The sequence below is a fragment of the Reichenbachiella sp. genome (assembly GCF_965223055.1).
Lineage (GTDB): Bacteria > Bacteroidota > Bacteroidia > Cytophagales > Cyclobacteriaceae > Reichenbachiella.
Map to the genome: position 1 here is coordinate 250,503 of NZ_CBDCVM010000006.1, position 15,330 is coordinate 265,832.

At 38.8% G+C, this 15,330-nt stretch carries 11 protein-coding genes; 6 read left to right on the plus strand and 5 right to left on the minus strand.

Annotated elements, in window-relative coordinates; all coding sequences use genetic code 11:
* Positions 1 to 3 precede the first annotated feature (3 nt).
* Together ACOQO5_RS06165 and ACOQO5_RS06170 are read left to right on the plus strand one after the other, a co-directional pair.
* Complete coding sequence (locus tag ACOQO5_RS06165) at positions 4 to 924, plus strand: rhomboid family intramembrane serine protease (RefSeq protein WP_420580813.1); 921 nt, start codon at positions 4 to 6, stop codon at positions 922 to 924.
* A 41-nt stretch (positions 925 to 965) separates the two neighbouring features.
* Positions 966 to 1,685, plus strand: a complete 720-nt coding sequence (locus ACOQO5_RS06170; RefSeq protein ID WP_420580814.1) for a hypothetical protein — start codon at positions 966 to 968, stop codon at positions 1,683 to 1,685.
* On the opposite strand, the gene ACOQO5_RS06175 is transcribed toward ACOQO5_RS06170, so the two are convergent.
* Positions 1,676 to 2,962: a sensor histidine kinase gene (locus tag ACOQO5_RS06175; RefSeq protein ID WP_420580815.1), complete on the minus strand. Its 1,287-nt coding sequence runs from the start codon at positions 2,960 to 2,962 to the stop codon at positions 1,676 to 1,678. The two genes, ACOQO5_RS06170 and ACOQO5_RS06175, sit on opposite strands and share 10 nt — an antisense overlap.
* Positions 2,963 to 3,076: 114 nt before the next feature.
* Positions 3,077 to 3,805 carry a TIGR04283 family arsenosugar biosynthesis glycosyltransferase gene (locus ACOQO5_RS06180; protein WP_420580816.1) on the minus strand — a complete coding sequence of 243 codons (729 nt, stop codon included), beginning with the start codon at positions 3,803 to 3,805 and terminating at the stop codon, positions 3,077 to 3,079.
* Positions 3,806 to 3,950: 145 nt separating this feature from the next.
* Between ACOQO5_RS06180 and ACOQO5_RS06185 the strand changes: the two genes are divergently transcribed.
* Together ACOQO5_RS06185 and ACOQO5_RS06190 are read left to right on the plus strand one after the other, a co-directional pair.
* Positions 3,951 to 6,341, plus strand: coding sequence for an ABC transporter permease (locus ACOQO5_RS06185; protein WP_420580817.1), 2,391 nt, complete (start codon positions 3,951 to 3,953; stop codon positions 6,339 to 6,341).
* 52 nt (positions 6,342 to 6,393) lie between these two features.
* On the plus strand, positions 6,394 to 8,076 hold the full coding sequence (locus ACOQO5_RS06190) for a LamG-like jellyroll fold domain-containing protein (protein ID WP_420580818.1): 1,683 nt from the start codon (positions 6,394 to 6,396) through the stop codon (positions 8,074 to 8,076).
* A 148-nt stretch (positions 8,077 to 8,224) separates the two neighbouring features.
* On the opposite strand, the gene ACOQO5_RS06195 is transcribed toward ACOQO5_RS06190, so the two are convergent.
* Complete coding sequence (locus tag ACOQO5_RS06195; protein ID WP_420580819.1) at positions 8,225 to 9,535, minus strand: hypothetical protein; 1,311 nt, start codon at positions 9,533 to 9,535, stop codon at positions 8,225 to 8,227.
* Between the two features lie 209 nt (positions 9,536 to 9,744).
* Positions 9,745 to 10,359 (minus strand): class I SAM-dependent methyltransferase, encoded by a 615-nt coding sequence (locus ACOQO5_RS06200; protein ID WP_420580820.1) that lies wholly within the window; start codon positions 10,357 to 10,359, stop codon positions 9,745 to 9,747.
* Positions 10,360 to 10,491: 132 nt separating this feature from the next.
* On the opposite strand from ACOQO5_RS06200, the gene ACOQO5_RS06205 reads away from it, so the two are divergent.
* Positions 10,492 to 11,652 (plus strand): CDP-glycerol glycerophosphotransferase family protein, encoded by a 1,161-nt coding sequence (locus ACOQO5_RS06205; protein ID WP_420580821.1) that lies wholly within the window; start codon positions 10,492 to 10,494, stop codon positions 11,650 to 11,652.
* On the plus strand, positions 11,645 to 12,856 hold the full coding sequence (locus ACOQO5_RS06210; RefSeq protein WP_420580822.1) for a glycosyltransferase family 4 protein: 1,212 nt from the start codon (positions 11,645 to 11,647) through the stop codon (positions 12,854 to 12,856). Before ACOQO5_RS06205 ends, ACOQO5_RS06210 begins: the two co-directional genes overlap by 8 nt.
* Here ACOQO5_RS06210 and ACOQO5_RS06215 read toward each other — a convergent pair.
* Complete coding sequence (locus ACOQO5_RS06215) at positions 12,845 to 15,301, minus strand: YfhO family protein (RefSeq protein WP_420580823.1); 2,457 nt, start codon at positions 15,299 to 15,301, stop codon at positions 12,845 to 12,847. The genes ACOQO5_RS06210 and ACOQO5_RS06215 overlap by 12 nt on opposite strands.
* Positions 15,302 to 15,330: the final 29 nt, after the last annotated feature.

The following is a 15,330-nucleotide window of genomic DNA, read 5'->3' on the forward strand; positions in this document are numbered from 1 at the left end:
AATATGATGGACAATTTTTTACATGAGTTTAAAGATGCCTGGAGAAGGCCTAATAATGCTTTACCTCAGATCATTATCATCAATGTGATTGTGTTTCTTGTGTTGGCTGTTCTTAATGTCTTTGGTAAGATATTTGGGTTTTCTATGATCTCTGATTTTGTGTATGACCAATTTTCTATACCACCCCTTTTCGCGGATTTTATACTGAGACCCTGGACTCTGATCACCTATGCCTTTGCCCATAGTTTGCACAGCATCTTTCACATCCTGTTTAATATGCTAGTGCTATACTGGTTTGGTAAGCTCATCGTAGAATACATTGGCAACCAAAAGCTGATCAACCTCTATGTGCTGGGTGCATTAGCCGGCGGCCTACTATATTTGCTGGTTTACAACTTTGTTCCATTCTATGTAGAAAACTCGAATTTCCATGGCATGGTAGGTGCTTCTGCGGCAGTTTATGCTATCACTGTAGCAGCAGCTACGCTAGTACCAAACTACACTTTTTTCCTACTATTCTTTGGTCCAGTGAAAATCAAATACATTGCTGGTTTCTATATTGTCATATCCTTTCTTGGCACGGTTGGAGGCAATGCCGGAGGAAACATTGCCCACTTGGGTGGAGCGCTCATGGGATATGTCTACATAAAACAACTGCAAGCAGGAACGGATTGGGGCGCATGGGTAGGTGGTGTCATGCGATTCTTTAAAAGCTTTTTTGTTTCCCAACCTAAGATGAAAGTAAGTCAGAAGAAAACCAAAAGTTACTCTACGGCGAGCAAATCCTTCCAAGGATCCACAGCGAGCAATATCGCTGATCAGGCCGAAATCGATAAGATCTTGGATAAAATCTCACAATCAGGGTACGAGAGTCTTAGCAAAGAAGAGAAACAGAAACTCTTTAATGCGAGTAAAAAAGGATGATCGCTAAATCACAAATTACAAAAGTCAAATTCCAATGTTTGATGCTTGGAATTTGTTATTTGGCAATTGTAATTTCTTCCTGCAAATCTGATGGTGATATTATCTTTCACGAGAGTTTTGAACATTACGATGTAGGAGTAGCACCTCTAGGGCCTTGGAGTATAGCAGGTACAGGAGTCATAAAAGTAGATACTTCAAGAAGTCAAACTGGTAATCATTCTGTCTACTTCGAGTCCGGTGAAGGATTTGGCCTAAGAGCTTTTTTGGTATTAAAAGGAAACCCACTTTTCCCATTTATGTACAACCGGATTACCGGATCATTTTACATCTGGCTAGATGAAGCTTCCCCTGATGGTGTGCATTGGACCATGGTGCAAGCCGTTGGTCAGGTGAAGGATGAAGAGTACAGCAGTGAAATACGCTATGGTGGTCAGCACAGCAAACGATTTATGGCCAACTATGACACTCAGGGTAAACAATCGGACTGCTGGCATCACTCTGCCACCGCCATACCCGAAAAGCAATGGACTAAGATCGGTTGGCAATTCGATGGTCCAAACCAAACCATGAAGTTTTGGCTAAACGACCAACTCATAGAAGATTTAACGGTGATTGGTCAAGGGCAAGGCTGTGTTTCGAACGAGCTCGAAGGAAAGTGGGTATTTCCTGTTTTCGAAGAGCTAATGATCGGTTGGGTGGATTATCAAACTGGTGGCGGAACACGACGATTCTGGATCGACGATGTCAAACTCTACCAGTGAACTTTCGGTTTGATCCGTACGGTGAAGGTAAATTTGGTCCCATGACCAAGAGTTGAATCTACCCAAATGTTTCCACCAGCTTCGTTAATGATTTTCTTAACCGTAGCCAATCCCACGCCTGAGCTGTCTTTGGTCGTATCCTTATTCACCTTATTGAAAAGTTTGAACATATCCTCCTGATATTCTTTTGCTACGCCAGGTCCATTATCAGCTATGGAAATATGGTAATAGTGATCGTCCATCCTACTCGAAAACTCGATGATGCATTGATCTTTGTCGCTAAACTTAATGGCATTGCTCATCAAGTTTGAAATAACTTGTTTCAATACTGTTTCGTTGTAGCTAATTTCAGGTAAGGTATTCTTGAATATTAGTTTGGCTTTGCCTTTGGCAGTAAGGGTATTGGCCACCTCTTGTATAAAAGGCTCTAGGAGTATACGATCCAATTTAGCATCTCTACCACTCGCCTTAGAATACTGCAAAATACCATCAATCAATGAGCGCATTTTATCATTGGTTTCATTCAGCAAGGAGAGGTACTCTTTGACCTCAGCTGGCTGATCTTCACTCATTGAAGCTTCTATGATGGATACCAGGCCTTTGGCGTTGTTGAGAGGCGATTTCAAGTCGTGAGAAACCGTATGAGCAAAATCCTCCAGGTTTTTATTGATGCTTTCCAGTTGCAAATGATACTCTCTGGCCTCCTCTTCTTGCAACTTTCGTTTGGTAATATCATGTCCCATAGACAGATAGCTTACGATTTCGCCCTGACTATTGAAAAAAGGAACGATGGTCGTGTCCACCCAATAACCTATACCCTCCTTGTTGAGATTCATGATCTCGTTGTGCCATATATTGCCTTGGCTGATGATTTGCCACATGCCATCCCAAAATATACGCTTATGTTGATCTGATTTTAAAATACTGTGGTTTTTACCAATGAGCTCTTCTTTTTCATATCCTGAGATTTGGCAAAACATATCATTGACATAGGTGATGTTGCCGTTTTGATCCCCAATACTTACGATAGAGGAAATATCGAGTGCTGACTGATAACGACTTACTTCCTGAAGAGAAATGAGCAGTTCTTTGTTAGTCTCTTTCAGATTATCAATTTCGGATTGTCTGTCTTCAAGCGCGACAGTAACAATATTCAAGGCATCTACAATAGATGAGCTTGCATCTGACTCATCAAAATCTGGTTGCTCTTTTTGAGCCCTTACCACTTCCATGTTGACGATGATATCAAATACTTCTTTGATCGTCTCCTCACTCATTCGTTTGCATAGTTGATTGAAAATTCACTTCCATATTGGGACAGGCGGATAGTAAAATTTTACAACCACAAGTACTACAATTTTCAAATGCTTTCAAAAATTATCGAATAGAAGTTATCCCCCATTTTGATTTTCTGCCCAGTATGCCGGTGCATACTTTTTGATATTCAGACCCAGGGTAAACTGTATCCAAATCCAAGTGTCCTTCAAAAAGACCCTAAAAACATTGCCCTGCTCAAACCTACGCGCCGAAGTGAGAACAGGAGACTTGATCAGAGCTAATCTTCCAATACCTCTCAAAGCCTTGCAGAAATAAGCGGCTTCCATAATTGGCTCGTGTGGATAGCCTCGTACTCGTTCAAAATTTTCTCTTGAACAAAACAGCCCCTGATCCCCGAAATAGCGTTTATCTATGCGATAGCGAATTCTATTGATCCACTCAATAATTCGATAAACCACCCCTCTTCTATTGAAACCAAATTCAAAGGCTCCCCCTACAACACCTTTTTTGTGAAGTGCTTCTCGTATCTGCAAGTCAAAGTGATGTGGCAATAATGTATCAGCATCAAGAAATAACAGTACCTCTCCATTCGCCAGTTCTGCTCCTGTGTTCAATGATTTGTATTTGGCTCCTGCCAAGGTAGAATCCACCACTAGCTGATTTGTTCTTTCCTTGATCGTATTCACCGTTTCATCCTGACTCCCAGCATCCACTACAATCAGTTCTAATTCTAATTTACCAGATTGATTGGCTAGCAACCTATCGACAGTATGCCTGATATAATTCTCTTCATTCAGCGTAGGTATGATGATACTGATGTCCATAAGATAAAGATAACGCATGAGGCCGTTTGTTATTCATTATACTATGAGTTTCAGTTTCAACCACTTCTAAAAAAAGAAACGTAAAATCTTGCCTGTCCTCATTATTTTGAATTGACTATAAACTTTACGAAATTAACTATGTCGAAAATCAAAACTCAAAATCATGTTATCCCAATTTCTACTCATTAGCCTCAGAAGGTTTAAAAAAGACAAGTTCTTCACACTTCTGAATGTACTCGGCCTGTCCCTCGGCATCGCGACCACCATTATCATTTTATCATTTGTAGTTTTCGAATATAGCTTCGACCAATTTCATACCAAAAAGGACAACATATATCGCGTACTTACCCATTGGGCTTCCGGCAATAGAATAGAAAAATTATCCGTTACGGGAACCAAGATCTCAAATATTGCCGACAATGAAATTCCAGAAATAGTAACTACCGCAAAATTCTTTCCTATTGGTTCAAGAGTACCTTATTCGCTCAGGGTTGGAGACAAAGTCTTCCAAGAGTCTGACTTTGCCTATGCAGATCCAGCATTTCTTCAAATATTCGATTTCACTCTAAAATCGGGAGATCAAAGCACCGCTCTGAACGAACCCAATTCCATTATTCTAACAGAGGATATGGCTAAAAAGTATTTCGGATCAACTGAACCAATGGGAAAAATCATCACTGTAAACGGGGATGTAGATATGATTGTGACTGGGATTTTTTATAATCCTCCAAAAAATTCCTCCTTGCCCATCGGCGCTTTAGCTTCATTCAAAAGGTTAGAAGACAGATACGGCATCGGGTGGTTTCCAATGAATTTTATGACCTTCGTTCAAATACAGGATCAAGCCGACACCGACAAAATAGCAAACTTCTTTCTCTCGAAAGCTCAGCAAGACATGACTGGCGACATGGCAGCAGATGCAGCTGGAATCAATTTTAGTTTACAGCCATTATCAGATATTCACATGCAAAAGGGAATAGCTGCTGATATTGGAAAGAGAGGAAACGACAAAAATACATTGGCCTTTTTGCTTATAGGCGCATTTATCCTCGTCATAGCTTGTATCAATTATATCAATCTTACAACAGCTCAGAGTGAAAAGAAATCCAAGGAAGTTGGAATTCGAAAGGTGCTGGGAAGTAGCAGAAAAGCAATCATCAAGCGATATTTGGGAGAAACAGCCTTACTCACCTTAGTTTCCATCTTACTTGCACTCACCTTTGTTGAACTGGCTTTGCCATACATCAATCAGATCATCGGCACAGAGATACCTTTTAACCTAATGAATAGCTGGTATTGGTCTGCATTTCTATTTGGGCTTTTAGTCATCATTACAGCACTAGCCGGCAGTTACCCTGCATTATTTTTATCATCCTTCCAACCAGTATCGGTTCTCAAAGGCACATTTCTTTCAGCCAAATCTGGAGATAGATTCAGAAAAACATTGGTTGTCTTTCAGTTTTCTATTTCTATTTTTCTCATCATTGGAACCGTAGTCATCTACCAACAGGTGATGTATGGCAGCCAAAAGAAGCTAGGCTTTGATCAGGAACAAATCATCGTAGTCCCTCTGGCAGACCAGGCGTCATTCGACAAACTTGAGGCTATTGAAGGTAGTTTGAATAGCCATCCTGCGGTACAAAGTACAGCCAAGGTTTCCGAAGTACTTGGGAATATCAGAGCAGGATATGGTTTTGATGCAGAAGGTCTGATCAGCAAAGAAAATAACAACTGCACCGGCTTATCAGTAGACAGAAATGGCATACAAACTATGGGACTGGAGTTAATCGCAGGGTCTGATTTCACTAAAACATCAGAAAACGATTCGGTTTGGCACTACATAGTGAATCGTCAGTTGATTAACGATATAGGTTGGACCGTAGAAGAAGCGATTGGTAAAGATTTCAGAATGACGCCGATGCCGTTTGGCAAATTGATTGGTGTAGTCGAAGATTTTCACTTTGCCTCACTGCATGAAAAAATCGGACCCGTGGTCTTGACATACATTCACCATGAAATAAAGAATCTGTATGTACGGACCACCAAAAGCCAATCGCAAGCAGCCATGGATCACATTTTCATTACCTTCAAAGATATTGTACCTGATAGTCCCATCGAGCCAAGCTATTTGGTTAGTGAGTTAAATCAGCTTTACCAAAGTGAAAAAAGGACGGCTCATCTAATGATTCTGTTTACTGGTCTGAGCATCATAATAGGGTGCCTGGGACTGCTTGGTCTAACTGCTTTTCTTGTCGAGAAAAAGAATAAAGAAATTGGCATTCGAAAAATTATGGGTGCCAGCATTACACATATAATAAAAAATCTATCCTGGCGATTCATTAGTCTTATTCTAATTGCTAACATGATCGTAGCACCTATTGCCTATATCGCACTAAATGCATGGTTAAACAACTACGCTTATACCATCTCTATCGGCTGGGATATTTTCGCAATCACAGGTATTTGTGCCATGGCTATTGGTTTCTTTACGGTATTTTATCACAGTTACAAAGCCGCTTCTGCAAACCCGGCAGATGCGATAAGGAGTGAATGAGAATCTTTGGCTATTATTGTCGAATATTTGATAATCCTGATATTGTAGCTGTATGAAAATCTTTGGGGCTTTGACCCTAATCATTCTTGTCTGTTCAACAAAATTACTTGGCCAAGTAGATTTTAAAAGCTCATTAATCGGTAATTGGTGTTTAGATAATAATGCATTGGATAATAGTGAATTGAGTTATCATGGAATTATATCTGGTGCAAAAAGTACACCTGATAGACATGGAATTAATGATGCTGCCTTTGAATTTGATGGCATTGATGACGAAATCATAATAAATCACTCTTTTGAGGAATTGAGCCTGCCTTTTACAATTTCTGCCTGGGTGTATAAGCATAGTGCAACTAAAATCAATCATATATTCACTAGCTGTTCTCAGCCTTCTTCTTATACAGGAATATATTTTAGCATCTACTCAGATCAAGGACTAAGAATAAGTTATGGCGATGGAGGCCCAGCAGGATCGTTTTCAAGAAGAACCAAAATTAGCAGCGAAAAAGTGCCATTAGAAACTTGGGTCCATGTAATGGCTGTCGTTAAAGGACCATATGATATGAGCTTGTATATTAACTGTGAAGATGCTGGTGGTTATTACGATGGTTCTGGAGGCAATATAGAGCATTCTAGTGAACCGGCAAGAATAGGGAGGGCGACACATGAAACTTTCTATTATGGAAAAGTTGACGACCTAAGAATTTATAATCGCTCACTCAATGTAGATGAAATCAATCTGCTTTGTGAAATTGAATCCTGTGAAGCCGACGTTTGCTTTACTGCCCCTCCAGAAATTAATTCTCCAGTCAATATTTGCAGCACAGATTTGAATAATACTGAAATCATAATTGAAGGAGAAGACCTCACATGGTATGATGACCTTTCTTTGAGTAGAATTGCAAATACAGGTAATTCATTCTTTCCTACAACTGGGGCCACTTACTACATTACGCAAAATATTGATGAATGCGAAAGTCAACCCGCTACTTTAGAAATAATTGATGTAAATCCACCTTCACCACCTGTTCCAAATTTTTCAGTACTTTCAGTTTGTCCTGGTAGTTCCATTGATCTCAGCATAACAGGTTCTAATATTAAATGGTATGATAACAATCACCTTACCAGTATAATTCCTCCTGCAAATTATTTGGTCAATACAGAAAAAACTCTTTACGCTACCCAAACTGTTGATGGTTGTACCAGTTTGCCTTCAGAATTACAATTAAAACTTGAACGGCCAATCAAACCTGCTCCCCTCTTTGAGGGCGATATATTGTGTCTTGGAAGTGAAGTTTCGGTGTCAGGAGAAAAAATAATTTGGTATGATGAAGAATTTAATGTCATTTCTAAAGAATCAAATAAACTGATAACAAATCATATTGGATTGCAAAAGTATTTTGTAACCCAAACTTTGGATGAATGTGAAAGCGAGTTTCTTGAAATTGAAATTCAGGTTCAAGAATTAAATCATGAAGAAATTTTCATCCCAAATGCGATAAGCCCAAATAATGATAATATCAACGACTCTTTCTATTGGATTTCAATAAAAGGTGAAATATGCTTAGGTAACTTTAGACAAATAACGATCATTGACAGAAGAGGGCAAGAAATCTTCTCCGGAAAGAACATAGACTTTCAGTGGAAACCAATTGATGAATCACAAGGGATACATTATTATTTTATTGAATTTGATAGTGCAATTTTCAAAGGCAATATTCAAATTATTAAATAATTCAATAATGAAAGCTGTTCTAGTTCATAGGCCAAAAAACAACAACTATATCCTTATCAGATCGTCGATAAAGGGTTCAAGTAATAACATCAGTAACAGCTAATCCTTATTAGTTGTTTCATAGGCTATCAAGGTCAAGAGAGCCCTCTTACTCCCTCAACAGAAGCTGTACTTTCTTAAATAAAGGGTAAATACCTAACATCACTAGAATATTGATGACTTTGTACTTTTTACTCCCGTTGATTGGCTCTTGCAATGCCTCTGGACATAGTTTTTCAATTATTTTTTTATGGAATATCGAATTGTACCTTCCTCGGTATTTTTCATCTACAGCCAAAAAAGTGATCATCAAGTTTCTGCAGTTGAAAGGGGAAAAGTCTTCAATAACAGACCCCATAGAGGAACGTCCATTTGCTAACCAATTACCCATTTTTTCTTCCCAATAAAACATGTCTAAGGTATTATAGCCGTTGGACTGGAATGATGCTCTTCTTGTGGCCAGCCATTCTTCATAAACTTGACTTACAAATTCATTCCCCTTGTATTTATTGAGCAATGCAAGATCTTTTCCAGTTACTTTATTGGGGTTAGCTTCATAATGATAATAGTTTCTGGCAAACTCGCTTACAGAAGTGATGTTCATGTATCCCTTTTTCTTGTAAAAAACATTATACCAAAAATTAAAATGTCGATGAAGCATCAACTCCACATTTTTAAGCAAAGTTGTTTTGACTGTTTCGGAGACTTCCTCCCCTTGCTCTAGAATATGGAATGATAAGCCCATTTTATCGAGCAATTTTTGTGGAGTAATAATATCGAGGCTATCCTTTTTGAGCCTATCCGAATTTAAAATAAAATAAAAGATCTCTTGAGTCAATTGTCTACTTGCTGCCAGCATGACTCGACTATCCATTCCGGCTGTCACGGCAATCATCAACTGATACCGATTTGTCATAGATTCGAATATACCCTTTAGATATAGAACAGATTTGTCGACTGCCTCCTTCAATCCAATACGAGTCAAAGGTTCATTGGGAAAAAAACGATTGGCTATGCCAGTGCTTAAATCAAGGTAGTAATTTGGCTGCAGGTGGCATAACCCTTCATACTGAGTAGTATCCAAAATGCGTTCTTTTCTCTGATGAAAAGCAGGTGAAGAATAAAATACCGAGGCCAACGAATCTGCTGTAGGTTGGAGATTTTTGTATTCTGCGAACAAAGTAGGTTGAGATGCACAAGGTGTATTGGGTTGTCCTTTTAAGTAAAATACTTCTCTCAATCCCGCCGGGTCATGAAACAATGTGAATTCATTATTGTCATGATAGATCAGTATAAACTTTCCAGCTAAGTCAAAAGTAGCTGTTAGCACCTCATTAAATGATGGTTTATTGGCTAAGGTCTCAAGTATTTCCTTATTGGATTTCTTGGGGTGATGGGGATCAAACAGATCTCCTACCAAGGTTAACTGACGACCAGCTAATGAGGTTTGATGAAAATCAAGATTAGGATGAACATAAAGGGTTAGACTTTCTCCAACAGTCTTTTGATTTCAATCCTTTAATAAGTCAATTGGCTCATCGCATAATAAATATTGTCTATTGAAGTTAAGTTCATCCATAGTCCTATAAATTCAGTAAACTTTATGTATGAGAACTACCCTATTCTAAACTAGCTTTTTGTGGCTACTATCCTGATCACAGCTGGGTCTTCATCCTTGTATATGGCAAATCCTTTCGACTCCTCTGAATATTCAATATTAAATCCAAGTGTCTCCAGTTCTTTGGTAAGCTCTTCAATTCTAACAAACCTCCGGTAATGATCAGTAACAAAGGCATCTCTTTCTACCTCCTCCCCTTCACCATATAACTCATCATGAATACTACGAACTTCAATACAAAGCTTACCTCCTGTAGTGAGTGAATCAAATGCCCAAACCAAAGTTTGTGAAGCCTGTTTTTCAGATACAGAATGTAGGGTGAAACGAGAATAGATATTATCAAACTTTCCTAGTGCACCTAAATCGGTAAAATCCTTTACCTCAAACTTTCCTCCTTGCAGGTTTAAGTCACTCAATCTACCAATGGTAGTTTCGCACTGATCCGTTCCAAAAACCTCCAATTCATTCTTAATAAAATATATGCTATCACGGCCATTCCCACACCCTAGCTCAATCAATGAACCCTTTAACTGATGTTCTTTCAAAACATACTCTGCAAAAGGCGATGGCGTTAGCGTTCCTTTTTTATTAGAATAAAAGTCTTCCCAAAATTCTTTATCACTCATAGATTAATTCATTAAAGTGGCGAAGATAGTATTTTTTGTGATAGCCTCATGAAGCACTGAATTGTAAGCTTAATAATCCCTGTATTGTTAGGGCATTTAGATTAGATTTGGCGCAAAAAGTAAAACTCTCCTATGGGAAAACGACTGATTAAGGTTTATGGTCTTTTTTTAAGGATTCTTCAAATCATAATTTCAAAAGTCGACAAGCGTCGCAAGCCACAAATTATTCTTGGAAGTTCAGCCGGAACTAATATTAATGGCAATAGCAAAGCATTGTTTGTATACATGCTTCAATCCAATACAAAGCTGAAACCTTATTTCATCACCAGAAATTACGAGGAGTACAAAAAGCATAAAGTAGATTACCCTGACAATTTTTTCTATGCATATTCTTTTCGTGCCTTATTCAAAGTAATATATGCCAAGGCCTTTGTGCTCACTCATGGACCATACGATGTCACCCCATTCAAATGTACCAACACGGACAAAGCACTGGTAAATGTTTGGCACGGATTTCCGATAAAAAAACTTGGAATAGACAGTCATTTTTTAACTGAGAAGCAAAAAAGCAAGGTATTAGGAGACTTTGATGGATTGGTAGTCATGTCGGAGGAGGAGGCAGATATCATGAGTGCGTGTTATCGCACCAAACGTGAAAACATGTGGGTAACGGGTTATCCACGAAATGATTTCACTTTCATTACAAACCATAAAATCATCGATAGCATACCTTACATCAAAAACAAAAAAGTATTGATGTATGCTCCTACTTTCCGAGATAGTGGAAAAACCAAACTATTTCCCTTTGTAGATTTTGACCTAAAAAAAATGATAGAGTTTTTGAGGGATAACAACATTATTCTATTACTTAGAATTCACAAAAATGAATTGATCGAACATAACCTAGAAGAAAACGAATGGATCAGGGTATGCGACGGAGATGTGGTTCAGGAGATCAACGAATTAATGTCTGTGATTGATCTGTTGATCACAGATTATAGCAGTTCGTACATAGACCGACTCTTAATTGATACACCTACCCTTTTTATTCCATATGATTTGGATTGGTTTTCAGAATATCGCGGTTTGAACTTTAACTATGATGAAGTGACACCAGGAGCCAAAGTTTATGACTTTGAGAACTTTTTAATTGACATTAAAAAATATTTGGACAATCCTAAATTGGACACTGAAAAAAGAGAGAAAGTAAGAGCGAGATTTCATAAATACCCGGACGACAAGAGTTCTCAGAGAGTCTATGAAAAAATTGAAAAGTTAGTAACCTATGAATGAAACCAAGAATAGTGAGCTCGTAATTGGGATGGTATTCCATGGAGAATACCCCACTCATCCACGGATAGAAAATCAGGCCTTATTCCTAATTTCTGAAGGGATCGAAATACACCTTTTCTGTGTGACCTATCAAAAACAAAGGGCCGGTGTAGAGATTTACAAGGGTATACATGTGCACAGGTATTACTGCGAAAAGTGGATGTACAAATTATCAGCATTAGCCTATTCGATTCCACTTTATCACTTACTCATGAATAAAAAGCTTGCTGACTTCATTAGCAAGTCGAATCCAGACATTGTCCATTTACACAATATGTATCTGGCTGAACCGGTTTTTAAAATCACGGCAAAAAGGAACATACCAGTGGTACTAGACATTCATGAGAATGTACCTGAAATCATGAAGTTTTACCCTCACCTGCAAAAGGGCTTGGGCAAATTGTTAATCAAACCTTCCGTATGGAAACGAAAAGAGGAAGAATTTATCATAAAATCAGATGGTATCATTGTAGTGACTAGTGATGCAAAGGAGGAGCTGGAACAAAGAACAGGAGTTGGCTCTTCAAAGACACTAGTACTCCCCAATTTCACGGACCCATCATTTGTAAAAAAAGAATACAATGCAGCACTTCAAGATAGATTCAAAGGATATTTTAAGGCCATTTATATAGGAGACACTGGTAAGAGAAGAGGAATAGAATCTGTCATAAGAGCTATACCCGAAATACTAAAAGAAATTTCAAATTTTCATCTGATAGTGGTTGGAGCAAGCAACAACGATGAGTCACTTCACGCTTTGTCCGTTCAAATGAAAGTAGCATCTCACATCTCCTTTGAAGGATGGCAATCGGAGCAGATACTATCCGATTACATCCACCTTGCCGATATTGGTATCTGTCCACTGCTTAGGAATGTCCACCATGACACCACCTACGCCAACAAATTGTTTCAATATGCCATGCTCGGTAAGGCAATATTGGCTAGTGACTGTCCGGCACAAAAAAACCTTATTGAGAACGAAAAATGGGGCCTAATTCACAAATCTGACAACCCTACAGACTTTACCAAACAATGTATTGAGCTTTACAGTAATACACCATTGCGCAAAAAATTTGGTGAGAATGGCGCTCAAGCTATTGCCAACAAATACAATTACCCTTCGAGTAAATTTGGGAAAACATATTATCAAAAATTAATCCGCTAAGACTATTTTTTTTCTCATTGAGAAACCAATCGCACCTAGAAATAATAGCATCAATATGCCACTCGAAATACCCGAAATAACATTTCCGGTATAATAAGATTTGGGCTTAAACTCGAATACAATTTCATGCTTACCAGCTGGAATCTCCAATCCTCTGAGCACATAATTTACTCTTTTAATTGGCACTTCATTTCCATCAATACTCGCTATCCATCCTTTTTCATAATAAACCTCAGAAAACACTGCAAATCCGTCTGCTGAATTTTCAGAAACGTATGTCAATTGATTCGGCTTGTAGTCCTCCAAGCTTATGGATCCATTGGTGCTATATGATGCTTGAGTCAGTTCGAACTTGGACTCGTCCAGAACCGCCATTGTTTTAGTATCTATGACATTCACTTTTTCCATTTCTTCATCCGCCGAACTTACCTTCACCACTTTGGAAACAAACCAAGCATTTCCATTAGCATATGGGTTTGGAATTACTGCATTAGCCGTTGCACCTGCCAAAAAGTATTTTGTATTCAGCATATTCAAGACACCAATTTGATCGAAGGCAGGAACTCCCTTTTGCAATCCATCTATTAGCATTGAAGTCTCTGGTGATATGGCTTGCTCTATCAAGTCTTGATATCTTCTCATTTTAGCACCGTGGTATCCCCCAACAGACTGATGAAAATAAGACGTCTTGGCGTCATTAAATCCATTGATCAGATTGTATACCCTGTAACTTTTGTCGCTATCCCTTAATATTCGCTGGTCTGCCTCTGAAGCAACGAAGCCATGGTTTTTTGATTTGCGCTCGAAGGAGTCATTAGAAATGAATCGTTTACTTACGGTGAACATATCCAAGCCGACTAGGAAAGCAATGGCAACCACAGTCAACTGAGTTTTAAATTTACCTTTGAGACTCAGCCAGATTAGCACAACTACCGCTACAATGAAAAAGAAAGTTCGCCAAGCATCTGCTTGCAGCAGGCGCTGTCGATCTGCTTTCAACGCATTAAGAAACCATTCTGGGTAAGCTGCCAATTGCTGATCAACGGCACCAGAATATCCTCCAATACCAGCAAAAAGTGCGGACAGCAAAGCAAACCCACCAGTAACTGCAAAGGCAATTACCAGTTTCTTTTGTAACTGTTTTGACCAACTCATAGAAAACACTTTCTCTAACCCTAAGAAACCACCTGTAATCAAGCAACAAACAGTCATGATAATGGTGAAGGTTACTGAGCGAAATTTGTTGTATCCAGGTAAGTAATCAAAGAGCAAATAATTCAGGGAGGCAAAGTTACTTCCCCAGCTTAGTACGATGCCAACTAAAACTCCGGCTAGTAACCAGTACTTAATTCGACCTTCCAATACCAACATTCCTAAAACAAACAAAAACACCACAATAGCGCCAGCGTAATAAGGTGCTGTAAGCGGTTGATCTCCCCAGTATGCTGGAGCATTCTTTACCTGATTGGCAATTTGTCTATTGTCTAATCCATTCTTGCGTAATGCTTCTTCCAGATTGGAATTGTTTCCTAAATCCTGTCTGGATGATCCACCAAAAAAATTTGGGATGAATAACACAATCGGCTCCAAAATCCCATTGCTATATTGAAAAGCATAGCTTTTATCCAATCCAGATGTTCGGTCATTGGCATCAGCCGATAATTCAGTTTTTCCTCGAATTGAATAGGGACTATATTCAATGACAGACCATAATTTCCCGAAATTTGCCCCAACGGCCAACAAAGCCGCTATAACCAAAACGCCAATGGTTTTAAAAAACTCTTTTTGAGTATTCTCCTTAATTGCGGCAATCAATGCAAATATTCCATAGAGCACCGTTAGGATTAGCAAATAGTACGTGATTTGGAGGTGATTAAACTTGAGTTGCATAGCCAATCCCAACGCGGTGATTATCGTTCCCCAAATTCTGTTTCTATCTATTGCAAAATGAATGCCCCCAAGCACCAATGGCATAAATGCAACAGCAGCTACTTTCATGTTATGTCCGGCACCAACACTAATGATAATAAATCCCGTAAAACCGAAGGCCAACGCAGCAGCTATGGCCAGACCTGTTCTGACTTGAAAGCATCTCATCATGATGTAGAAAGAAAGCAAAGCTGTAAAAACTAAATACAGCGGGTTAGGCAATCCTAGTTTGTAAATCTCATACGGGTAGCTAAGCAACTCGCCAGAAAACTTAATACTGACTAAATAGGCCGGCATTCCTCCAAACATAGAATTTGTCCAAAGCCCTTCCTCTCCTGTTTTCTCTCGGTAATCAATCAGCTCCTGAGCTCCACCTCTCCATTGTGTAATGTCGTGTTGAGGGAGTTCCTTATCCTCGAAAATAACAGGAGCAAAGAAAATCAACGTGACTACCAAAAAAATAATTACCGCTACCACGTGCGGCAAAATGTCTTTCTTAAAATTGAGATTTAGCATAATTCTGATGAAGTGCTGGGTTCTTTGAA